The organism is Dolichospermum circinale AWQC131C, from assembly GCF_000426905.1.
GTDB classification, from domain to species: Bacteria; Cyanobacteriota; Cyanobacteriia; order Cyanobacteriales; family Nostocaceae; genus Dolichospermum; species Dolichospermum circinale.
In genome coordinates this window covers 29,579-51,609 of record NZ_KE384633.1, presented here as the reverse complement: position 1 = coordinate 51,609, position 22,031 = coordinate 29,579, and the positions used below count along the sequence as shown (strand labels likewise).

Genomic DNA, 22,031 nt, shown 5'->3' with positions numbered 1-22,031 from the left:
AATGATGAAACTCTTGTAGTGCGGGCATCTTGCCCGCTAAATATGTACCTCATAACACCGGGAAGTGCTGTATATGTTCTCATTTGGAGAACGATAATTTGCTCAATTTACTGTAGTTAATCTTTGATAGATAGCAGCATGGCATAAAAAAATTAGAATCTGAGTATTCCTGGATACATTTTTGATGATTTGAAATTAATTGTTACAAAGGGTTGTATATCTAAATTTTGTATGGTAATATGCACTTTCAGGTATCAACTCCATTAAATCAATAGATTTATTGTATTTCGAGGCAACAGTCATATTTTTAGTTTTTGTAGCAAAATCAAATGAGGAGAATCATTTAAACATTATGAGATACAACCAACTAGGTGCAAGTGACCTCAAGGTTTCAGAAATTTGCTTGGGAACTATGACTTATGGACATCAAAATAGTATTGAAGAAGCGCATGAGCAACTTGACTATGCTGTTGCCCAAGGGGTCAATTTCCTAGATACTGCGGAAATGTATCCCGTCCCCCCTCGTGGTGAAACCCAAGGAAAAACTGAGGCTTATATTGGGGAATGGTTGAAGAAACAGCAACGAGATAAATTGATAGTTGCTACTAAAATTGCAGGTCCTAGTCGTCCTTTTTCCTGGTTAAGGGGTGGAAATAATAAAGTTGACCGTGATAATATTACACAGGCAGTAGATGATAGTTTGCAGAGATTACAAACTGATTATATAGATTTGTATCAAATTCATTGGCCTGATCGTTATGTTCCTACATTTGGACAGACAAGTTACAATCCGCAATTAGAAAGGGAATCTGTGCCTATTGCGGAACAGTTACAAGCATTTGCTGAGGTGATTAAAGCTGGGAAGATTCGCTATTTGGGTTTAAGTAATGAAACTCCTTGGGGAGTAAGTGAGTTTGTTCGCATTGCTAATGATTTGGGATTATCTAAGGTTTTGACAACTCAAAATGCTTACAATTTACTCAATCGTAATTTTGAATCAGGTTTAGCGGAAGTTTACCGTTATACAGATGTAGGGTTATTGGCTTATAGTCCCTTGGGTTTTGGTTTTTTAACTGGTAAATACATAGAGAATCAACAATTAGAAAATACGAGAATATCTTTGTTTACTGGTTTTGGACAACGGTATTTAAAACCCAATGTCCAAGAAGCGGTTAAGGCTTATGTGGAGATTGCCAAAAAGTATAATCTTACACCTGCTAAATTGGCGATCGCCTTTGTCAAAAGTCGCTGGTTTGTTAAAAGCACTATTATTGGCGCAACAACTTTGGCACAATTACAAGAAAATATAGATAGTGTCAATGTGGTTTTGGATCAAGAGATTTTTGCAGAAATAGATGCAATTCATACTCGTTATCCTAATCCAGCGCCTTAACCGAGTTTTGTAAAAAAATACAAAGAGGGTGTTTTAAAAGTTTCCGGCGATGATAAAAATGCCTCCGGCTCCCGTCAAGGATACGCTAATACACAAACAAAGTCCACCCAGGTGGACTAACGAAAAATTAAGAGTTTGAAACCCATGTTCGCGTATTTCGCAGGAATAGATAGGTTTTGTCTGTGTAGCCGCGACTTCTACGCCAAAGCTTTTCAAACATCCTCTTAGAAAAAACAATGTTACTATCTGATTCTGTTACTATTACTGATGTAGAGGCAGCACAAAAAAGGCTTTTAGGTATTGCTCATTAAACAGAGGATTTATAGGAGAAATAGTCTCACGCAAAGGCGCGAAGCCAGAAGGAGTCTAAGGAATGAACTATTCATTAGTTCTCTGGTTGAAAGTTGATGAATAATGAATTATATTAAAAATTCTGTAGAGACATTCTATAAAACATCTCTACATTAATTAACAGTTTTATCTGAAAAATCCCTAACTAATCAACCGTTACCGGAACTTGATAATAAACCGGCTCATTCCCTGATTTCCATTTAATATTACAACCAATACTCGGCTTCTGCTCCCAAGTAATTACTTCATCTGCTAAAACATAATTAATCGCTTTCCGTAAATCTTGTCCAGTTACAGGTAAACCATTTTTCGGACGACTATCATCTAACTGTCCCCGATAAGCGAGTTTTCTATGAGCATCAAATACAAAAAAGTCTGGAGTGCAAGCTGCAAAAAAATCCTTAGCTACTTTTTGACTTTCATCATAAAGCAAAGGATAGGATAAATCTATTTCTTGGGCGAAATCTTTAAGTAATTCTGGTGCATCATCAGGATGAGTGTTAATATCATTAGAACTAATGGCGACAATCCCCACATTTTTATTTTTGTAATCTTGTCCCAACTTTGCTAATTCCAATTTGATATGTTGCACAAAAGGACAATGACGACTCAGAAAGATAACTACCAATACTTTTTGATCCGCAAAGTTTGCCAATGAAATCCTTTGACCTGAAACCACATCTGGGAGATAAAAATCAGGTGCTAAAGTCCCCAAAGGTAACATTGTCGAAGGTGTTAAAGCCATAGAATCCAACTCCTTAATTTTTTGAAATTACAGTTAGTGAAATTAATTAAATGGTGTAACTAAATTAAACCTAAAACCTCTTTAGAAACATGAGATTGAAAATTTGCACAATTATAATTTTGAAAATAGTTTTTCCCAATCAATTGTATCCGGTCTATTTCCTTGATTTACTATTTCAAAAACTTTGTTAACAGCACTTTGATGAAATAAACTTTCTACACAAGCTGCGGCTACGTCAATACGACTAGAATCACCTGTAATTATATCCCCTGTTTTTAACATAACGTTTAATTTACCTGCGGTTGTGGCTTTGAGTAAAGTATTGAGATCATAGGATGTATAGGGTCCATCAATTAAACGTCCAGGACGAATGATAGTGTAAGGTATGCCTGAATTAATAATTGCTTTTTCTCCTTTTTCTTTAGCATCAAGTACACCAAAAAGATTGAGAATATTAAAAGGAAATTGATGTTTACGAAGAATACCGCAGGAGGAAACAAAGACAAAGCGATTTAAGTTTTTTGGTGCGGCTGATATCAGATTTTTTACACCTTGATGATCAACTTTATCAGGGGTATTTTTAGCTTTATCTTCTAAAAATTGAGGATTCAATAGAGTAATTCCTAATTCAATCATGTTGGGATTTTGATTAAATTCCCACCTGGAAGAAGGAAAAGCGGTAGTTCCTGTACAACAAATAATAGAAGTAATATTTGTCATTGCTGCTGTTAAGCTGTCGGGTTCACGAATATCACCAATAACAATTTCTACTTGATCATTAAACATTTTGGTGGCTTTTTCTGCATTCCGGGTGAGAATACGAATGGGTAAGCCTTTTTCTAAAAGTTTACTAACTACCAGTTGTCCGACTCCACCGCTAGAACCGACAACTAAAATGAGATCTTTACTGCTGTTCATAGTTTGATTAAGCAATGCTATTTAATCTACAATAATTTTGACTCTAATAGTTTACCATAACTGGAATCTTTTTTGAATAATTCCCCTCACGTCAAGACCCAAAGGTAAGGATTTTACTGTTGACTGCTGTTTTATGTTAAAATTCTAATTATCAGTAGGCTGGAAATGAAGATTTATGGTTAAGAAAATTCGCCGAGTTTGCAAGATGATCAATAAGTCACACGATAAGGAGTTTTTTCAGCAAGCGGGAACTGCACCAGGAACAATCATTGTTGATGAAAATGCTGAAGAACCCATTATTTTTTTAATTGACTATAACCAAACTGATCTCATTCGCAAACAAATAAGTTATCCAGAAGAGTGTATTAACTATTTGGATACAGAATCCGTTTCTTGGGTGGATGTTCAAGGTTTAGGAAATAAAGATATTCTACACCGTTTAGGTCAATCTTTTGATTTACATCCTCTGGTTTTAGAAGATATTGTCAACATGGTAGAACGTCCAAAAATTGAGGACTATGAAGATCAATTAGTGATTATTGCCCACATGGTTGTACCTAATAACAATAATGGCAGTTTTTATAGTGAACAAGTAAGTTTAGTTTTAGGGAAATATTATGTATTAACAATACAGGAAGAACCTGAACATGATTGTTTTGATGGAGTGAGGATGAGAATTGATAAAGGTAAAGGGATCATTCGTAGACAAGGTAGCGATTATTTAGCCTATTCTTTATTAGATGCCATTATTGATGGATTTTTCCCGGTTTTAGAACTTTATGGTGAACGCATTGATGAGTTAGAGGAAGAAGTAATCGTTAATCCTAATCAAAAAACATTGCAAAAAATATATCAAGTTAGGCGGGAATTATTACAACTTCGTCGCGCAATTTGGCCTCAAAGAGACGCAATTAATTCTTTAATTAGAGACGGTAGTGAATTAATTAGTGATGATGTGAGAATCTATCTGCGAGACTGTTATGATCATGCAGTCCAAGTTATGGATATAGTGGAAACTTATCGAGAATTAGTAGCTGGATTAATGGATGTCTATTTATCAGCAATTAGTAATAAAATGAATGAAATTATGAAACTGCTAACGGTGGTTTCTTCGATTTTTATTCCTTTGACTTTTATTGCCGGGGTATATGGAATGAATTTCAATACCGAAAAATCACCCCACAATATGCCTGAATTAAATTGGTATTGGGGCTACCCCCTATGTTTGGGAGTAATGGCGTTAGTTGCGATAAGTTTACTATACTTTTTTTGGCGACGGGGTTGGTTGACTAATTCTGTTAATTTCCAAAGAGACTTTTACCGCTAGATTCCATAAAAATTCATCAAAATTCATAAATAAAATAGAGACGTTTTAGGGAACATCTCTAAGTGGTAAATGGAATTAAATAACGGGTGCGGCTGTAAATATGAACCACAACAACAAAGCTAACATCAAGACACCGATTTTAACCAGCAGGTATGTATAAGCATGAGGGATAAGAAAATCTTGGGTCGTCATATTCCACCTCTATTTACTAGCGGTTAACTAGTTATTTATTAAATCTATTTTCTTACACTCCTATTATTGCTTAAAAATGGGTGAGAAACAGACTTGAGTTATATTTCGTTAATATTTCTTAGCTTTATTTTGGATTGTCCTATGGCTTGATTACCTAATTGTTGAATTTTTGGCCAATGGGATCTTAGGCTGAGTCATATTTTCTGATTCTAGGCTGGAGAGGGCTAGAAGCCCATTCCACAACGATTATGGGCAGATTTGATCTCAATGAGTTATGGGCGGGCTAGAAGCCCACCCTACAAGGATTATGGGCAGATTTTGATCTCAATGAGTTATGGGCGGGCTAGAAGCCCACTCCACCATAGGAAAGCCCACCCATTTACCTATTTATGCGGATGGCACATCAATTAAAATGTTGCCCTCTTCGACGCGCAGGGGAAATACTGGCAGGGTTTTTTCTGGGGAAACCATTGAAAGTAATTTACCTACTACGGGTGGAAATGGACACCAAGTTTTGACTTCACCGTTACCCAAGTCAAAAGCACTACGATGAAAGGGGCAAACTATCGCCCCATTTTCGATTTTCCCTTTTTTTAAGGACATTTTCAAGTGTGGGCAGGTATTATCTACAGCATAAAACTGATTTTCGTGATTTAAAAGTAGGATTTGGCGATCGCCTACTTTTACCACTTCTCGCGCACCAGTAGCTAGTGCATTAGCAGCTAAAACTTGAGTCCAAGCCATGATCTTCTCCTGATTTTGTGATTTTATAAACCCGTTCTTAGTTTCTCGCAATTTTGCTCTGTGCGATCGCCAATCTTGATAATTTAGATTTCTACAAACTCGATAGTTTCCACAAAGTTTAAAATAGTTTGTTTCATTTTCTCAGCTTCTTCTTTCACCGAACCGAGTGTTTCACCATTTAAAAGACTGCGTTGGCTACTAACTATATACAAACATTCACTATTGACAAAGGACAATAATCCTCTATAGGTATCTGACTTAATCCCATGACCATTAGTTTCCTGTTGAGAAATAGTTGCACCAGGGATATTTAATACTACATAGTAGTATCTTTTTAAAGGCTCTTGCCAATATTCTCTATGTCTAACTTCAGCATTTGGCACATTAGAAATAATCGTCTGGGGGACATATTCATTGATAATAACTTCATGGAGATAGGCTTCATATCCTTGAGTTTTGATCTCCTTAATCTCTTCTAGAGACAGAGGATAATAATCAATTCTCAATAAAGTTCCCAGATCATCAGAAAAGCTCACCATTCCTTCATCTGTTTGAATTTTTCCTCCCTGTTCAGAATCGAGAGGAATAGGAACTGTAAAATTCCCCAAAGGTGACTGATAAAATTGTTCACCAGATTCATTGAATATTATTGATTCAAATTCTTCATCTAAATATTCTCCGTCATCTCCTTCTTGGACTGCGGCAATTACCTCTTCAATAATTTCCTCTGCTTCTTCATCTTCCAATTCTAAGGCTATTTGTAGTTGTTTAAGATAAGTCTTTTTATCAGCAGGAATAATCAAATCTTCAGCATCTAAAAGCATAATCCCCCCAGCCGCAAAACCATCTAATACTACCTCCTCAGAAATAGCAGCATTAGCAGCATTAAATAAAGATCCTAATCCAGCATCTTCAGCAAGTTCTATGAGTGTATCCACGGTTTCTAACATTTGTTCTTCTGAGTATTCGTCAAAAATCTCAAATTCCCAGAGAATATCGGCTATAATTTCTCCATTTATATCTTCAAGGCCTACATCAACTGCTGTTGTAATTACAGCAATTGCTACTACCGCTTCTTCTGGATTCAATGATGCGGCTATTTTCTCTTTTGATTTGAAAATATAGTCATACTTCGTCATAATTTCTAGCTCCTTGATCAATGTTCTGTTTTTACTTAATTACCTGGTTGGGAAATCCGGGTTTCAATATCTTCTAATGTTCGTAATAATAGACTATTTGCCTGTAATTGCCAACCCCACTTTTGAATTTTAAAAGCCGCTACAGTCCCCCCTATAGCTGCTAATAAGCCTATGGATTGATTTAGAGAAATTCCCAATAGCAAACCCAAACCAGCAATTCCCCAAAATGGTAAGGCCACCACTTGTCTTTGCTCCTCTACAATTTCTGCAATTTTACTAGATGGCATTGTACCTAATAACGCTGCTTTTAATTGCCGTTGTTCTGCTAATGATAACGATAAACTAATCCGACGGCGGAGTTTTTCCATTTTCCGGGCATCAGTGCTATACTCCGTTAGTTCATCTTCTGCCATTTTTACCCATCGTTCTAATTGTGACATAGTAGATTCAACCTGATTCCTGGACTACAGCTATTATTATTAATAATATTCTACATTTGTACTCAAATACCAAGGGATCATAGGGAAAATGAAAAACTTTTCCAGAAAAGAGATTTACCAGGGGAGTTCTGCCACAAAAACATTCTCTAAGTATAATAGTATTGAACTGCTGCTATTTCAAAAACTGCCAAAATCACAGATAACATGAACAAAACTTGGTTTCGATTGGGAATTATCGGCATATTTATCTTTTCATTCAGTTTACGTTTTTGGGGACTAAGCCAATTTAATACTTTAGTATTTGATGAAGTGTACTTTGCCAAATTTGGTAATAACTATCTGACGCACACACCATTTTTTAATGCTCACCCTCCCCTCAGTCAATATTTGATTGGCTTGGGTATTTGGATTAGTAATCATATTCCCCTAGTCCGAGAAACTGATGTAAATAGTCTCACAGGTTCTTTATTATCCCCTGGGAGTTATCGCTGGTTAAATGCTCTGACAGGTTCATTTATTCCTGTAGTCGTGACTTTATTAACTTATCAAGTAAGTTATCGTTATCGTTTGGCTTTATTGGCAGGATTTTTTACAGCTTGTGACGGATTATTTTTAGTAGAATCTCGTTATGCTTTAAGTAATATATATATAGTTATTTTTGGTTTATTAGGACAATGGTTATTATTATTAGCATTGCAGAAGCAAAAACAAAAACGTGGGTTTTGGTTGCTGCTTTCTGGGATAAGTTTTGGTGCTTGCGTGGGAACTAAATGGAATGGTTTATGGTTTCTTGGAGGTGCTTATAGTTTATGGATAGCAGTTTGGATAATTCACTACTTACAGTCTTTTGATTCTACATCTCGTACCCCATTATTTCCTTATTTACACTTTTTTCAAACTTCCCATAATTCCCAGATTATTACTAGAAAAACACCATTACAAAACCTGACAGAAATAAATATTTGGCAGATGTTTTCCTATTTAGGAATTATTCCCGCAGTTGTTTATAGTTTGATTTGGATTCCTCATCTCCAACTTGATCAAAGATATGGATTTATTGAAGTTCATAAACAAATTTTACAATTTCATCTGCAATTAGGTGGTAATAGTCCTAACATTCATCCTTATTGTGCTGCATGGTATAAATGGCCATTATTAACCCGGCCAATGGCTTATTATTATCAAACTGCTCAAAGTATTCATGATCCCTTACCTGTATTTGGACCACCTTTACCTGATGGTACTGGTAAGATAATTTATGATGTTCATGCTATGGGTAATCCATTTTTATGGTGGTTTGGTTTAGCTGCTATGATATTTTTAATTGGTATGGTGATCATCAACATGACTATGCCAGGAATAGAAAAAAAGCTAGTATTTATCCCGAAAAATCTCAGCATTGATACTTGGATTGGTCTATTTTTAATTATAAATTATGGAGCTAATTTGCTCCCTTGGGTAAAGGTAACAAGATGTACTTTTATCTATCATTATATGTGTGCCGTAATCTTTACATTCATAGCCATTGCTTGGTTTGTAGATCAATGTTTACTCAGTTATTATCGCACATTGCGGTTTTTAGGTGTAACTATAACTTTTATAATTATAGCGGCCTTCATTTTCTGGATACCTATTTATCTAGGTTTACCCCTCTCTCCTGATGATTATAGAATGCGGATGTGGTTTAATTCTTGGATTTGATAGAAATACCTAATAAGTCAAGTTGCTAGTTATCTATTTGAGGCTGGTAATGGGTAATTGGTGAGTAATTTTCTGTTTTCATCCTGTTGATTCTTTAATCTTGGATATTATCTCGACCTTGCTCGATAACCACCTGATTATGACATTTTCCCTAACTAGCAACTTACGTTAATATGAATTTTATCTGGGTTTATCTGTAGTCAATTATTCTGGCAATATTATTCTATTTGGTATTGCTTAATATAAATATACAAAGACTGTAGCTTTGATCAGCTTAACTTTTACATTTCTTATCTATATATTAGGTGACAAACAGTTAAATTGTGTAAGAATAGAGGTCAAGAGCGATTGTACCTATCAACAGTACCACTGTCAAAGGTACTAAATTAAAAAAAATTTTATAGGTGTGGGAAATTTAGATGCAATCTACATATTTTATACTCCAAAATCATGGAAGGAAGGATTTATGGATATCAATGTTAAGCAACAGCATATTAATATCACAAGCTTAAAAGAAGCGCAAATACATTTGATTAGTGAAATTCAACCCCATGGGATTTTGTTAGTCTTACAAGAGCCAGATTTACAAATATTACAAATTAGTGAAAATACTTTTAATACTTTTGGCATATCCCCAGAAGATATGGTACAAGAGGAATTAGAAGATTTACTAGATCCTTACCAAATACAAAAAATCAAATTTTGGTTATCAGAAGAAAATCTAGATTTTATTAACCCTACAAAAATTTGGGTCAGGAAACAAGGAGATGAATATACAATATTTGATGCCACTTTTTATCGAAATTCTCAAGGGTTTTTAATCTTAGAATTAGAACCTACAGCATCTCAAGAGAATATTCCCTTTTTAAGTTTTTATCATTTAGCTCAAGCCTCAATTAATCGCTTAGAAAAAACTAAAAGCCTCTGTGATTTTAGTCAAATCATTGTTCAAGAAATCCGCAAAATAACCGGATTTGACAGAGTAATGTTATATAAATTCTGTGATGATGGACATGGTTCTGTAATTGCTGAAGAAAAAATAGATAGTTTAGAGTCTTATTTAGGATTACATTATCCAGAATCAGATATTCCTCAGCCAGCACGACAATTATTTCTCGAAAATTCCGTTAGAGTTATTCCCGATACAAACGTTCAATCATCAGTAGAAATTTTCCCTAAAATTAACCCAGTTAGCGGAAAACCCATTGATTTAACTAATTCCATTCTCAGAAGTGCTGCACCATGTCATATAGAATATTTACATAATATGGGTGTAGGTGCATCTTTGACAATCTCCTTAATTAAGGATCACAAACTTTGGGGTTTAATTGCTTGTCATCATCAATCACCCAAATATATTTCCTACGAAATACGGAAAGCTTGTGAATTTTTAGGAAGAATTATATTTTCAGAAATTTCTGGCAAAGAAGAAACAGAAGATTACAAATATCAGATAAATTTGAAACAAGTTCAATCCCAATTGGTTGAATATATGTCTCAAGAACAGAACTTTATTGATGGTTTAGTCAAAAATCAAATAAATCTGCTAGATTTAACTAATGCAGGGGGAGCAGCAGTTTATTTTGGCGGAAAATATACTCTAATTGGTAATACTCCTCCAGCAGAGGAACTGAATTTTTTAGTAGCATGGCTGAAAAATAATGTTAAAGATGAGGTATTTTCCACAAATTCCTTAGCTGAGATCTATCCAGATGCGATTAGCTTGAAAAACGTCGCTAGTGGGTTATTAGCTATTCCCATTTCTCAGAAAAATTATCTATTGTGGTTTCGACCAGAAATAATTCAAACTGTAAATTGGGGTGGGAATCCCCATCAAGCTTTTTCAGTTGATGAATCTGAGGGAAATGTCCGGTTGTGTCCGCGTAAATCATTTGATTTATGGAAAGAAATAGTTCAATTAACATCTTTACCCTGGCAAAATGTAGAAATTAAAGCTGCATTGGAATTACGAAAATCCATCATCAATATTGTCATCCGTCAAGCTGATGAATTAGCCGAATTAGCTGAAAATTTACAACGTTCTAATGCAGAATTGAGAAAATTTGCCTATGTCGCTTCCCATGATTTGCAAGAACCATTAAATCAAGTAGCCAATTATGTGCAACTTTTGGAAATGCGCTATGCAGCAACAATAGACGCAGATGCAAAGGAGTTTATTAGTTATGTTGTCGAAGGAGTCAGTTTAATGCAGACCTTAATTGATGACGTACTCGCATACTCCCAGGTAGATACATTAGGAATTGCTTTTCAAGTTACCGAGGTAGAAACAGTTTTAAATCGGGCTTTGAAGAATTTACGTCAACGGATTAGGGAAACTGGTGCAATCATTACCCATGATCCCTTACCTACGGTCATGGCCGATGAAACACAATTAATCCAGCTATTTTTGAACCTCATTGGTAACGCTATCAAATTCCACAGTAGTCAACCACCAAAAATTCATATTGGTGCGGAAAGATTAGAAGATGAATGGTTATTCTCAATTCAGGATAACGGCATTGGTCTAGATCCGCAATTTAGCGATCGCATTTTTATCATATTTCAACGTTTACACACTAGAGATGAATATCCCGGTACAGGAATGGGTTTAGCTATTTGTAAAAAAATCATTGAATGTCATCGAGGACGGATCTGGGTAGAATCACAACTGGGTCAAGGTGCAACTTTTTACTTTACAATTCCCGTTAGAGGTTGTGATCGTGAGCGTTAAAATGGCAGAAATACACAAAATAATCTTTTTAGTGGAGGACAATAAAGCTGATGTTCGTCTCATTCAAGAAGCATTAAAAACCAGTTCATTACCTCACCAAGTAGTTACAGTTAGAGATGGTGTAGAAGCTATAAATTATCTCCGTCAAGAAGGAGAATATGCTAACACACAACGACCTGATTTAATTTTATTAGATTTGAATTTACCCAGAAAAGATGGGAGAGAAGTATTAGCAGAAATTAAATCTGATCCTCGACTAAGACGCATTCCTGTCATAGTATTAACCACTTCAAAAAATGAAGATGATATTTTCGATAGTTACGACTTACACGCTAACTGCTATATTACCAAACCTCGTAATCTGAGTCAGCTATTCCAAATCATCCAGAGTATTGAGGGATTTTGGTTTTCTACCGCGACTTTACCATTAGAATAAAACTATAGCAGGAGTCAGGAATAAAAGTCTTTTGCTATATGGCTTTTACCGGAAATTTTGTCTCTCCGGTGCATAAAGCTATATTTGATATATCCTTGAAAACTCATCTAATAAAAGTTTATTTTACTCAGAACTCATCAGAGTCAAACCAGAAAATGATTACTACAACTTCCACACTAAAAATCCTATTAATTGAAGATAACTTAGCAGAAGCTAGGTTATTACAAGAGTTTATTAAACTCACAAAATCTCAAAATTTCAGTTTAGTTCATGTTCAAAAACTCCAGGAGGGAATCAACAAATTAAACAACGAAAAATACGACGTAATTTTGTTAGATCTAACTCTTCCCGATAGTCAAGGATTATCTTCCATACCCCAGTTACTCCAGCAAAATCCTAGTATTCCCATCATAGTTCTGACGAACACAAATGATGAAGAATTAGCCATTGAAGCAGTGAAACAGGGAGCGCAGGATTATCTAGTTAAAAGGCACGTTAATCCAGATATATTGGTGCGTTCCTGTAGATATGCTATAGAACGTAAACGATTTTTAGAACAATTACATGAAGTTAATCAAACATTAGCAACTCAAGTTGAAGAAAGAACCACACAACTTTTAAAATCCCAAGAAAGTAATCAGCTTAAATCTGAATTTGTTTCCATGCTTTCCCATGATATTCGTAATCCCTTGAATACCATTCTCTTAGCAATTCGATTACTACAAAAGCGTGATCAAGAATTAACAAATGATGGCAAAATAAATCATTTGCAACTTATTAGTTCTGCGATTAAAAATGTCTACAATTTATTAGATGAAGCTTCAATAATTGGTAAATCTGATGCAGGTAAATTATCCTATCAACCACAGATACTCGATTTAGAAAAATTATGCTATGAATTAGTAGAACAATCTCAATTATTGGCTCAAGAAAAACAGTTGAGTGTAATTTTTACCAGTTCTGAACACTGTTTTGAATTTTTGGGAGATGAAACATTATTAAAGCATATTGTCGGTAATTTACTCAATAATGCCATTAAATATTCAAGTATTGGCGGGACAATTTTATTGGAAATAATTAAACAGGAAAAATCCGTAATTTTGAGATTTCAAGATCAGGGAATTGGGATTACAGAATCAGACCAAAAACAAGTATTTCAACCATTTCATCGAGGAGAAAATATAGGAATAATTCCTGGTAGTGGTTTAGGATTAACAATTGTCAAACAGTGCGTTGAAGTACACGGGGGTGAGATTACAGTTAATAGTCAAGTGGGAGTTGGTTCAACTTTTACCGTGAGTTTGCCAATAAAATAGCCAAAACTATAATTTCTTGCCATAATTCGGGGATATGAATAGCTGAATCATTACATTTTAGGATAGGCAAAATGCCTATCTTAAAACGTTTTAACGATTCAAAAATCTAGCCTAACAACTCAATATTAGAAAAGATAAAATCTTGAATAGAAAGACTGTTGGCTATTTCCGTGCGAATTTCCCGACGGTTGAGAATATAATAATTACCTACTTTTTCATATTCATCAGTAAAATCGCTTTTTCCGCCCTTTTGTGCGCCGGTTTCTGGGTCATGGTACACAGAATTATAAGTATGAGAAAGATATCCTGCCCCTGTATCATGACTGGTAAAGGTGTCAATAGTCACAAAAGTACCGTGAATTAAACGGTGAACGTGGCAAACTTCATTGTTACGCACTTTGTATTTATCTCCTTCTGACTTACCACCAACAAAAATTTCTACCGCGCCAGTTGCGTCCGTGCTACCATATCTAAAAGTATTTGCGCCGTGAGTTTGTGCAAAAGGACGACGCACACGGTGAACAGCGATTTCCCAGGCCTGACCGTGAATAGCTTTTTTAGCGGCTTCGTCCTCGACATTGAGAACTTCAGCTTTGAGACTGGCATCAATTCGGACTTGACCTGTGATCACTTGGCCATCATACTTATAAGTAATATCTGCGGTATAACCGGGGAAATTTTCATCCCAGGTATAACGGTTTTCGTAAGCAGCCTGAAAAAGTTCTTGAGCAGAGATTTGAGTGACTGTCATGGGGAAAAATCCTCTATAGGAAGTGAAAATAGCATTTTATTCTTGCTGGTATTAGCATAGAAGTAATTATCAAGGTTCGCATAGTCCCCAAATGGGTACACTTATGGCTAAAACACTCCACGCCATTTTCCAGGCGATCGCTAATGTCCAAAATGAGCAAGAATTAAAACTAGCTTTAATGGATACCATTGGCGAACATTTTGCGGTTCAACATTGGGGTATTAATCTCCTAGATTACCAGTTAAATACTAAAATCAAAATTCCCGAAATTCCCGCTGTTTGCTTAGAAGCTAATCCCATTGGGCGTTATGTTATGGAACGTCACGCTCCCACCCATGAACAGTTAATTTTATCTCCTGAAGATTGGAAAAATTACTGTACTCGTCACGAGCACGTAATGACTGGTCCGATAGTTTGTGATGGTCAATTAGTGGGGACTTTAAATTTTGCCCGTGACCCCGGAAATCTGCCTTTTGATAGTAATGATTTAGCTGATTTAAGTGCAGTTTGTCTGCATTTGTCGGCTAAAATTGCCACATTACGGGTACAATCAAAAACCTTTTTATCTGTGGATAATTGTCCCTTAACAGCGCGAGAATTAGAAATTGCCACGTTAGTAGCTCAAGGTTTCACTAATGGCGAAATTGCAGCTAAATTATGGATTACTCAAAATTCTGTTAAACAGGCTTTAAAAAGAATGTTCCGTAAATTAGAAGTTTCTACCCGTGCGGAAATGGTGGCCAAAATAGATCCCCAACTTCTTAAATAATTATTAAATAAATTCGGAATCTATAAGGATTGAGAATCAAGTGAGTTGTATTCATATTAAGTGATCAATCAAATCTAATAGATATTAGTTATTTATTTATGCACAAGTTATTCTCTGGAGCTTTAAGCACAGAAAAATTAGTCGTAAAAATCAAAAATTTACATCCATCTTTAGTAGGATTAAAACTGGTACAGATGTCAGATTTTCATTATGCTGATGGTCTATTATCAGAGAAAATGTTAACAGAAGCGATCGCAATTAGTAATGCAGTCAACCCAGACCTAGTAATTTTAACTGGTGACTATGTGAACACAAAAGCAAAACCAATTCATCAATTAGCACCAAAACTGAAAAATCTCCAAAGTCGCCATGGTGTCTATGCTATTCTGGGAAATCATGATATAGCTTTTCCCAGTTCCCAACCAGAAATTACAGATGCTTTAACCAAGGTCGGGATTAAAGTTCTTTGGAATCAAATTGCTTATCCCTTGGGAAACAAATTACCCCTAGTCGGATTAGCAGATGTTTATTCACGAGAATTTAACCCAGAACCAATCATGAACCAACTTGATTCTACTATACCTTGTATTGTCCTATCCCATAACCCAGATACAGCAGAAATACTGCAAAAATGGCGAGTAGATTTACAATTATCTGGTCATACTCACGGGGGACAAATTGTTATTCCCGGTCTAGGACCAGCAATAATTTACTACACAAAAATATTGAAAAAAATCCCCAGAAAAATTAGCCGCAAACTACCATTTTTACGGAAAAGCAATTCCATATTACACCATTGGCAATGGTCAGAAGGTTTACATCAAATAGGAAATAATCAATTATATGTAAATCGTGGTTTAGGAACTTATTTCCCAGGGCGGTTATTTTGTCCGCCAGAAGTTACTATTATTACCTTAGATGTCCCTTAATCTATTTCTGGCTTTGCGTCTTTGCTCCTTGGCGCGAAATAAAAACAATATAGTACAATAGGGAATTAGCATCAATTTGTAATTTATTATGTCTGCTACGCCCCTTGTATCTCAAGTAGATTCACCTAACTCCGTAAAATCTGAACTTCTTCCTCCTCTCCTGGGCGCTTCGGTAACGGAGTTAACCGCTTGGGTACAGCAACAGGGACAGCCCAGTTATCGGGGTAAGCAATTGCATGATTGGATATATAATAAGGGAGCGCGTTCCCTGGCTGATATTTCTGTATTCCCTAAAAATTGGCGTTCCCAAGTGGCAGATATTCCCATAGGCCGTTCTTCTCTACATTACCGCTCTGTGGCCCCTGATGATACGGTTAAATATCTGCTGAAATTGGCTGACGGGGAAATTGTGGAAACTGTGGGTATTCCCAGCGATAAACGCTTAACTGTCTGTGTTTCTACTCAAGTGGGTTGTCCCATGGGCTGTGATTTCTGCGCTACTGGTAAAGGTGGTTATAAGCGCAATCTGACCCGTGGGGAAATTGTTGATCAAGTCCTCACTGTTCAAGAAGATTTTCAAGAACGGGTTAGTAATGTGGTATTTATGGGCATGGGTGAACCGTTGTTAAATACGGAAAATGTGATTTTAGCAATTAAATCTATTAATCAAGATGTGGGCATTGGTGCGCGATCGCTTACACTATCTACTGTAGGCATCCCCTCACGTATTCGTCAAGTAGCCGCACACCAATTACAAATTACCCTCGCTGTCAGTCTCCATGCACCTAACCAAGCATTACGGGAACAACTCATTCCCAGCGCCAAACCTTACCCCATAGAAGACTTACTCGCAGAATGTCGAGAATATGTGGAAATAACCGGACGTAGAGTAACTTTTGAATATATTCTTCTGGCTGGAGTCAATGATTTACCTGAACACGCTTTGGAATTATCAAAACGGTTACGAGGCTTTCAAAGTCATGTGAATTTGATTCCTTATAATCCCATTCAAGAAGTAGATTATAAAAGACCCAACCGCGACAGAATAGAAGCTTTTGTTAACGTTCTTCAACAACAGAATACCGCCGTTAGTGTGCGTTATTCTCGCGGTTTAGAAGCTGACGCTGCTTGTGGACAATTGAGAACAATTAAAAGGTAATATCATGTCTGGTCTAACACTTATCATATCTGTTGAGGCTGGTAATGGGTAATTGGTAATTGGTAATTGGGAAAAGGCAATACAATGATGAACTATATCGTCAGTGATTGAGCGGACATGATAAGCTGTTACGTACCTGAATTGTATAATCCTAAAATGGTTAAATCTTGTAGGGTGGGCATCTTGCCCGCCAGACTTATACAAATTAAATACACAACAGCTTATAATTTATCATTAAAATTGTCAAAAATTGTCATTAAAATTGTGAGAAAATTGTCAATTATTTCCTAGCATAAATACCTGGTGCATAAGCCTCAATGACTTTACCAGTGCGAGTGCAAGTTATCATCAGGTAGTCGCAACTAGGGCATTGTGTCCGCGTAATTTGACTATCAGCAATATAGTGACGTTCAGCCGCACTACCGCAATTTGGGCAATGAATCTTTTGTGATACTTGCATTTTTAAAACCCTGAAATTAATAATTTTTGATTTGAGAAAAATTAACAAAAATTGACAAAAAATGTTTGATTGTCCTGAACTTGATATCTTTTATTATCTTAAACCTGATAATTATTATCATCATGCTTCAGATATATAAATTTACTTTAGATGTCACTTTTTTAGATTAGCTTTAGATTCGCGGTGATCCCTATGGTGTAATCCTTGAGATAGTCTTGTTTATTTTTTGGGAAAAAATGAGTTATTTTCCCATTCAAGCGTTACCAGATGGAAAAAACTGTAATCAAAATCACAAAATTGGTAGTTTTATATTTAATTAATCTTTGTTCCCTATTCCCTGTAACCTGTAACCTCTTCCCTGTTCCCTGTTCCCTTGTCATAACGACAATTTTTAACGCTACTTACTTAACTATGAATAAAAAAGTAGGTAGTCATAGCAAAAGCTACCACTATAACAAATTTTCGCACCAAACCGGGTTCTAATTGGCGAGCAAAATGAGCGCACAAATAACCACCTAAAGAACCTCCGACTGCCATGATAATAACTTGATGCCAAGCAATCAAATTAGCGAACATAAAGGGAATAATTGCCACACCATTAATACAACTTCCTAACCAGCTTTTAAAAGCATTGATAGCGTGAATATTTTTAATACCTAAAAAGGTTAATGTTGCTAACATTAAAATGCCTATACCAGCACCAAAAAAACCACCATAAATAGAGATTAGCAATTGAGAAATTAGCAGCATAAACAAAGGTGGGGTTGCAGAAAAATCATTTCTAGTCCTAAGTTGCAGCCAGCTTTTCAAAGAATCACTAAATGTAAATATCAAGGTTGCTGATAGTAACAAATAGGGTAGCATCTTTTTAAATACATCCGGTGATGTATATAATAAAGCCACTGAACCAATAACACCACCAACTAAACTTGTGCCAGTCAGTAGTAATAATTGTCGTTTTTCGATACTCAAATCTCGACGATAAGCCCCCGCACTGGCTATAGCTGCTATCCACAGAGCAGTATTATTAGTAGCATTAGCAGTAATTGGTGCGACACCTGTAAATATCAGAGTCGGAAATGTAATAAAACTACCACCACCCGCTACAGCATTTAGTCCACCGGCAATAAAGGCCGTACTGAAGAGAAGTAAGCTATGAATGAAGGTTAGATCTTGCGGCATTTTTTGTAATTAATAAACCTAGTTATACTGTTTTACAGTAAAATACCGCAAGTTTATGAAATCATCATTGTTTAAAATCTTGTTAAAATTCCGCTTTTTATTTGTATTACGTCTTATTCTAGCGTTAATATAGAAGATGATATATCTATTACCAAACGTCTGTTTTTCAACCATTTACGACCAAGTAAAATTTCCGGTAATCCTTGTCCCACATGAACAGGAATATCAAAATATTGTCCATCAATTTGCACTTTTCCTAAATAGATGTCAAATTCCGCATCACCCTGGGCTGTTACCATTGTTTGTTGTTCTAAATATATCCAACCAAGTGCTTCTATGTCCTGGTTATTAATTGCTAACCACCAAGAAAACCCAGTATCTAAAAGAGCTTCTACTGATAGTTCTAATCCATCAGCAGCTATTAAATTTATGTCAAAAAATAACTCATCCTCATCACCAAATTTACCATCAATCATATTTTACCACACACTCCAGTTTCATTAATTCGGAAAACGTGCAGTTTGACATTTGGGTATTTCTGATGTGCTTGTTGTGCGGCTAATAAGGGATCTTCATTAATAAAATATTCACGGCTATTTGGCTCAATTGCTATATACCAGTTATAGTGAGTTTTAATTAGTTCTGGTTTTAACTGCTCAAAAATTATTTTACATTCTTGAGATAATTTTTCCCGTTCAGCTTGCCATTGCGTCTTCTGTTCTTGATTCCATTGAATTTCGGGGAAGATTCTTCCTCTGCGGACTATATGAGTAGATTTTGTTTCTGGCATAGCTTTGTTTTGTAATAATGAATTTATTTCCAATTGATATGTTGTAATTTACAAGCTGAAAAATTCGTAATTGATAATTCTTAAAATTACAAATTACGAATTTTTAATTACCTATGCTGTTACTTTAGCTAGTGCTTTTTCTACGGCTTTTAATGCTGCGTTGATTTCTACCTCTGTCACAGTCAGAGGAGGCACAAACCGGACAACTTTGGGACCTGCGGGAACAAGTAATAAACCTGCTTCCATAGCAGCTTTGACAATTTCCGCCGCAGTTAAGGGAATATCCGCTTTGATTTCCATGCCGTTGATTAAACCCCAACCGCGCACTTCTGTGATATACTGGGGATATTTAAGAGCGATCGCTTTTAATCCTTCTCGTAAATGTGCGCCCTGTTCTGTAACATTCTGTAAAATATTCTCTTTTTCCAAGGTCTCACAAACACTCAGCGCCACACCACAAGCAAAGGGATTACCACCAAAGGTACTTGCGTGTTCTCCTGGTTGGAAAATATCACAGAATTTCTTACTCATCATCGCACCAATGGGAATACCACCGCCCAAACCCTTGGCGCTGGTGAAAATATCCGGTTCTACTCCCAAATGTTCATAACCCCATAATTTACCACTGCGTCCCATACCTACCTGCACTTCGTCGAAAATCAACAAAATACCGGTTTCATCACAAATCTCCCGCAATCGCTTAAAATAGGCAATATCTCCAGGACGAACTCCACCCTCACCTTGTAATGGTTCAATTAAAATAGCTGCAACACGATAATTACCTTCATCTAATTCGGTAACAGCAGCCTCAACTGCTCTAATATCGTTATAATTGACATAATGGAAACCAGGAACTAAAGGATCAAAGTGCTTTTGATACTTGGGTTGTCCGGTAGCGGTAACGGTTGCTAAGGTTCGCCCGTGAAAACTCGCATGGGCGGTTAAAATAATCGGGTTAGCAATCTCTAAAACCGTGTGTCCATATTTACGAGCTAGTTTAATAGCTGCTTCATTAGCTTCAGCACCAGAATTGCAGAAAAATACTCTATCTGCACAAGAATGATCAACAATCCATTTAGCTAATTGACCTTGTTCGGGAATATAGTACAAATTAGAGACATGATGCAGTTTTTGAATTTGTCTAGTTACGGCTTCTACCATTGCTGGATGAGCGTGTCCTAGAGTACAAGTGGCTATTCCCGCGACAAAATCCAGATACTCGTTACCTTGGGTATCCCAAACACGACAACCAGCGCCCCGTTCTAAAGCTAAAGGAAACCGTCCGTAAGTGGACATGACGACTTGATTGAAGCTATCTGCACTAAAGGGGATGTTTGAAGGGATTGTAGGCTGCTCAACTAGACTTTGGATACTCACTACCGCACCTCCTGAAAATTTTTATTTTAATAGATATTTACCAGATTAACGCGAGAAAAGGTTGGTTTTAATGAAGATAATTAATTATTGCAAATTAGGACGTACACAAGCGTCAGATATCAAAAATTTGGTTATTTACATAAGTAGGTTGGTGTTAAAAATTGTCGTTATGACAAGGGAACAGGGAACAGGGAACGGGGAACAGGTTTTGTTCTTTATCGAACCACAGAGGACACAGAGGACACAGAGAAAATATCAAAATTATCTGCGTTTATCTGCGTTCATTTGCGTTTAATTTTTGATATTTCATCCTGTACATCTTTTAATCCTGGTTATCCTGATTCAGACAAATTCTTTTTTTATCGAACCACAGAGAACACAGAGAAAAAATATGGGTAATGATGATATTATAATCATAACCTAAAATTTCATGATTGAACATTACACATCATGCAAGAAAATAACATCAAAGAAATTATTTTTCTAGTTGAAGAAGATGATGAAGGTGGTTATATTGCTCAAGCAATTAATCAATCAATTTTTACTCAAGCTGATACTCTTCCAGAGTTACGAGAATTAATCAAGGATGCTGTTCATTGTCATTATCCTAATGTCCAAAATCGTCCTCAATTAATTCGTTTACATATTGTTAAATATGAGATAATTGCTTCATGAAATTACCTAGAGATTTATCAGGATCAGCACTTACTAAAGCTTTAAGTAAATTAGGATATGTGATTGATCATCAAACAGGTAGTCATATTCGCTTAACTACTCAAGAAAATGGTGAACATCATATTACTATTCCTAATCATAGTCCTATGAAAATCGGAACTCTGAGCGCAATTTTACGAGATGTAGAAAATCATTTTAATTTGACTCGTGAAGAATGTGTAAATCTATTATTTTACAACTGAAAACACACAGACAAATTCCTCATCCTGAAAATCCTTTAATCCTGGTTATCCTGATTCTGACAATTTCTTTTTTTTATCGAACCACAGAGGACACAGAGAACACAGAGAAAATGTCAAAATTATCTGCGTTTATTTGCGTTTATTTGCGTTTAATTTTTGATATTTCATCCTGAAAATCCTCAAATCCTGGTTATCCTGATTCAGACAATTTCTTTTTTTTATCGAACCACAGAGAACACAGAGGACACAGAGAAAATGTCAAAA

At 35.9% G+C, this 22,031-nt stretch carries 22 protein-coding genes; 11 read left to right on the top strand and 11 right to left on the bottom strand.

From position 1 onward, the window contains the following. The first annotated feature begins 352 nt into the window (after nt 1-352). Nucleotides 353-1,393: an NADP(H)-dependent aldo-keto reductase gene (locus ACIR131C_RS0116770; protein ID WP_028091137.1), complete on the top strand. Its 1,041-nt coding sequence runs from the start codon at nt 353-355 to the stop codon at nt 1,391-1,393. A 496-nt stretch (nt 1,394-1,889) separates the two neighbouring features. Here the strand turns inward: ACIR131C_RS0116770 and ACIR131C_RS0116765 are convergent, their stop codons facing one another. Both ACIR131C_RS0116765 and ACIR131C_RS0116760 read right to left on the bottom strand, forming a co-directional pair. Next, complete coding sequence (locus ACIR131C_RS0116765) at nt 1,890-2,489, bottom strand: thioredoxin family protein (protein ID WP_028091136.1); 600 nt, start codon at nt 2,487-2,489, stop codon at nt 1,890-1,892. Nucleotides 2,490-2,600: 111 nt separating this feature from the next. Continuing rightward, nucleotides 2,601-3,407 carry an SDR family oxidoreductase gene (locus tag ACIR131C_RS0116760; RefSeq protein ID WP_028091135.1) on the bottom strand — a complete coding sequence of 269 codons (807 nt, stop codon included), beginning with the start codon at nt 3,405-3,407 and terminating at the stop codon, nt 2,601-2,603. A 175-nt stretch (nt 3,408-3,582) separates the two neighbouring features. On the opposite strand from ACIR131C_RS0116760, the gene corA reads away from it, so the two are divergent. Next, on the top strand, nt 3,583-4,734 hold the full coding sequence (gene corA / locus ACIR131C_RS0116755) for a magnesium/cobalt transporter CorA (protein WP_028091134.1): 1,152 nt from the start codon (nt 3,583-3,585) through the stop codon (nt 4,732-4,734). 579 nt (nt 4,735-5,313) lie between these two features. Here the strand turns inward: corA and ACIR131C_RS0116750 are convergent. The 3 genes from ACIR131C_RS0116750 to ACIR131C_RS0116740 form a co-directional block, all read right to left on the bottom strand. Further along, a complete protein-coding gene (locus ACIR131C_RS0116750) occupies nt 5,314-5,670 on the bottom strand; it encodes a Rieske (2Fe-2S) protein (RefSeq protein ID WP_028091133.1) in 357 nt (118 codons plus the stop codon). Nucleotides 5,671-5,753: 83 nt separating this feature from the next. Further along, entirely contained in the window at nt 5,754-6,809 is a 1,056-nt protein-coding gene (locus ACIR131C_RS0116745) for a tellurite resistance TerB family protein (protein WP_028091132.1), read from the bottom strand. A gap of 35 nt (nt 6,810-6,844) precedes the next feature. Beyond that, entirely contained in the window at nt 6,845-7,249 is a 405-nt protein-coding gene (locus ACIR131C_RS0116740) for a hypothetical protein (protein ID WP_028091131.1), read from the bottom strand. Nucleotides 7,250-7,453: 204 nt separating this feature from the next. Here ACIR131C_RS0116740 and ACIR131C_RS0116735 point away from each other — a divergent pair, with 204 nt between their 5' ends. The 4 genes from ACIR131C_RS0116735 (at nt 7,454) to ACIR131C_RS0116720 (ending at nt 13,433) form a co-directional block, all read left to right on the top strand. After that, nucleotides 7,454-8,950 carry a dolichyl-phosphate-mannose--protein mannosyltransferase gene (locus tag ACIR131C_RS0116735; RefSeq protein WP_028091130.1) on the top strand — a complete coding sequence of 499 codons (1,497 nt, stop codon included), beginning with the start codon at nt 7,454-7,456 and terminating at the stop codon, nt 8,948-8,950. Nucleotides 8,951-9,416: 466 nt separating this feature from the next. Next, nucleotides 9,417-11,681: a sensor histidine kinase gene (locus ACIR131C_RS23035; protein ID WP_035372332.1), complete on the top strand. Its 2,265-nt coding sequence runs from the start codon at nt 9,417-9,419 to the stop codon at nt 11,679-11,681. Between the two features lies 1 nt (nt 11,682). Next, complete coding sequence (locus ACIR131C_RS0116725; protein WP_417033474.1) at nt 11,683-12,117, top strand: response regulator; 435 nt, start codon at nt 11,683-11,685, stop codon at nt 12,115-12,117. Between the two features lie 155 nt (nt 12,118-12,272). Next, on the top strand, nt 12,273-13,433 hold the full coding sequence (locus ACIR131C_RS0116720; RefSeq protein ID WP_028091128.1) for a hybrid sensor histidine kinase/response regulator: 1,161 nt from the start codon (nt 12,273-12,275) through the stop codon (nt 13,431-13,433). A gap of 106 nt (nt 13,434-13,539) precedes the next feature. On the opposite strand, the gene ACIR131C_RS0116715 is transcribed toward ACIR131C_RS0116720, so the two are convergent. Next, entirely contained in the window at nt 13,540-14,184 is a 645-nt protein-coding gene (locus ACIR131C_RS0116715) for a DUF3386 domain-containing protein (RefSeq protein ID WP_028091127.1), read from the bottom strand. Nucleotides 14,185-14,287: 103 nt separating this feature from the next. On the opposite strand from ACIR131C_RS0116715, the gene ACIR131C_RS0116710 reads away from it, so the two are divergent. From ACIR131C_RS0116710 to rlmN, 3 genes are all read left to right on the top strand, one after another. Then, entirely contained in the window at nt 14,288-14,953 is a 666-nt protein-coding gene (locus ACIR131C_RS0116710; protein WP_028091126.1) for a helix-turn-helix transcriptional regulator, read from the top strand. A gap of 98 nt (nt 14,954-15,051) precedes the next feature. After that, entirely contained in the window at nt 15,052-15,882 is an 831-nt protein-coding gene (locus tag ACIR131C_RS0116705) for a metallophosphoesterase (RefSeq protein WP_028091125.1), read from the top strand. Nucleotides 15,883-15,970: 88 nt separating this feature from the next. Beyond that, nucleotides 15,971-17,041, top strand: coding sequence for a dual-specificity RNA methyltransferase RlmN (gene rlmN, locus ACIR131C_RS0116700; protein ID WP_028091124.1), 1,071 nt, complete (start codon nt 15,971-15,973; stop codon nt 17,039-17,041). Between the two features lie 280 nt (nt 17,042-17,321). On the opposite strand, the gene ACIR131C_RS24760 is transcribed toward rlmN, so the two are convergent. The 5 genes from ACIR131C_RS24760 to ACIR131C_RS0116675 form a co-directional block, all read right to left on the bottom strand. Continuing rightward, nucleotides 17,322-17,501 (bottom strand): replication restart DNA helicase PriA, encoded by a 180-nt coding sequence (locus ACIR131C_RS24760; protein WP_071604829.1) that lies wholly within the window; start codon nt 17,499-17,501, stop codon nt 17,322-17,324. A gap of 405 nt (nt 17,502-17,906) precedes the next feature. Next, entirely contained in the window at nt 17,907-18,683 is a 777-nt protein-coding gene (locus ACIR131C_RS0116690) for a sulfite exporter TauE/SafE family protein (RefSeq protein WP_028091123.1), read from the bottom strand. A gap of 113 nt (nt 18,684-18,796) precedes the next feature. After that, entirely contained in the window at nt 18,797-19,159 is a 363-nt protein-coding gene (locus ACIR131C_RS0116685; RefSeq protein WP_028084097.1) for an aspartyl protease, read from the bottom strand. Continuing rightward, the gene (locus ACIR131C_RS0116680; protein ID WP_028091122.1) at nt 19,156-19,473 is read right to left on the bottom strand and encodes a hypothetical protein; all 318 of its coding nucleotides are present in this window, start codon (nt 19,471-19,473) and stop codon (nt 19,156-19,158) included. Before ACIR131C_RS0116680 ends, ACIR131C_RS0116685 begins: the two co-directional genes overlap by 4 nt. Nucleotides 19,474-19,584: 111 nt before the next feature. Next, on the bottom strand, nt 19,585-20,850 hold the full coding sequence (locus ACIR131C_RS0116675; RefSeq protein WP_028091121.1) for an aspartate aminotransferase family protein: 1,266 nt from the start codon (nt 20,848-20,850) through the stop codon (nt 19,585-19,587). A 450-nt stretch (nt 20,851-21,300) separates the two neighbouring features. Between ACIR131C_RS0116675 and ACIR131C_RS0116670 the strand changes: the two genes are divergently transcribed. Together ACIR131C_RS0116670 and ACIR131C_RS0116665 are read left to right on the top strand one after the other, a co-directional pair. Beyond that, on the top strand, nt 21,301-21,525 hold the full coding sequence (locus tag ACIR131C_RS0116670) for a hypothetical protein (protein WP_035372310.1): 225 nt from the start codon (nt 21,301-21,303) through the stop codon (nt 21,523-21,525). Next, nucleotides 21,522-21,767 carry a type II toxin-antitoxin system HicA family toxin gene (locus ACIR131C_RS0116665; protein WP_028091119.1) on the top strand — a complete coding sequence of 82 codons (246 nt, stop codon included), beginning with the start codon at nt 21,522-21,524 and terminating at the stop codon, nt 21,765-21,767. Before ACIR131C_RS0116670 ends, ACIR131C_RS0116665 begins: the two co-directional genes overlap by 4 nt. Nucleotides 21,768-22,031 lie beyond the last annotated feature (264 nt).

Excerpts from the sequence above, each read along its gene's own strand:
- ACIR131C_RS0116735 (WP_028091130.1), top strand. The coding sequence starts at position 7,454 with ATGAACAAAACTTGGTTTCGATTGGGAATTATCGGCATATTTATCTTT.
- corA (WP_028091134.1), top strand. The coding sequence starts at position 3,583 with ATGGTTAAGAAAATTCGCCGAGTTTGCAAGATGATCAATAAGTCACAC.
- ACIR131C_RS0116710 (WP_028091126.1), top strand. The coding sequence starts at position 14,288 with ATGGCTAAAACACTCCACGCCATTTTCCAGGCGATCGCTAATGTCCAA.
- ACIR131C_RS0116760 (WP_028091135.1), bottom strand. The coding sequence starts at position 3,407 with ATGAACAGCAGTAAAGATCTCATTTTAGTTGTCGGTTCTAGCGGTGGA.
- ACIR131C_RS0116680 (WP_028091122.1), bottom strand. The coding sequence starts at position 19,473 with ATGCCAGAAACAAAATCTACTCATATAGTCCGCAGAGGAAGAATCTTC.
- ACIR131C_RS23035 (WP_035372332.1), top strand. The coding sequence starts at position 9,417 with ATGGATATCAATGTTAAGCAACAGCATATTAATATCACAAGCTTAAAA.
- ACIR131C_RS0116670 (WP_035372310.1), top strand. The coding sequence starts at position 21,301 with ATGCAAGAAAATAACATCAAAGAAATTATTTTTCTAGTTGAAGAAGAT.
- ACIR131C_RS0116690 (WP_028091123.1), bottom strand. The coding sequence starts at position 18,683 with ATGCCGCAAGATCTAACCTTCATTCATAGCTTACTTCTCTTCAGTACG.
- ACIR131C_RS0116750 (WP_028091133.1), bottom strand. The coding sequence starts at position 5,670 with ATGGCTTGGACTCAAGTTTTAGCTGCTAATGCACTAGCTACTGGTGCG.
- ACIR131C_RS0116765 (WP_028091136.1), bottom strand. The coding sequence starts at position 2,489 with ATGGCTTTAACACCTTCGACAATGTTACCTTTGGGGACTTTAGCACCT.
- ACIR131C_RS0116665 (WP_028091119.1), top strand. The coding sequence starts at position 21,522 with ATGAAATTACCTAGAGATTTATCAGGATCAGCACTTACTAAAGCTTTA.
- ACIR131C_RS0116740 (WP_028091131.1), bottom strand. The coding sequence starts at position 7,249 with ATGTCACAATTAGAACGATGGGTAAAAATGGCAGAAGATGAACTAACG.
- ACIR131C_RS0116715 (WP_028091127.1), bottom strand. The coding sequence starts at position 14,184 with ATGACAGTCACTCAAATCTCTGCTCAAGAACTTTTTCAGGCTGCTTAC.
- ACIR131C_RS0116770 (WP_028091137.1), top strand. The coding sequence starts at position 353 with ATGAGATACAACCAACTAGGTGCAAGTGACCTCAAGGTTTCAGAAATT.
- ACIR131C_RS0116705 (WP_028091125.1), top strand. The coding sequence starts at position 15,052 with ATGCACAAGTTATTCTCTGGAGCTTTAAGCACAGAAAAATTAGTCGTA.
- ACIR131C_RS0116685 (WP_028084097.1), bottom strand. The coding sequence starts at position 19,159 with ATGATTGATGGTAAATTTGGTGATGAGGATGAGTTATTTTTTGACATA.
- ACIR131C_RS0116725 (WP_417033474.1), top strand. The coding sequence starts at position 11,683 with ATGGCAGAAATACACAAAATAATCTTTTTAGTGGAGGACAATAAAGCT.
- ACIR131C_RS0116745 (WP_028091132.1), bottom strand. The coding sequence starts at position 6,809 with ATGACGAAGTATGACTATATTTTCAAATCAAAAGAGAAAATAGCCGCA.
- rlmN (WP_028091124.1), top strand. The coding sequence starts at position 15,971 with ATGTCTGCTACGCCCCTTGTATCTCAAGTAGATTCACCTAACTCCGTA.
- ACIR131C_RS24760 (WP_071604829.1), bottom strand. The coding sequence starts at position 17,501 with ATGCAAGTATCACAAAAGATTCATTGCCCAAATTGCGGTAGTGCGGCT.
- ACIR131C_RS0116720 (WP_028091128.1), top strand. The coding sequence starts at position 12,273 with ATGATTACTACAACTTCCACACTAAAAATCCTATTAATTGAAGATAAC.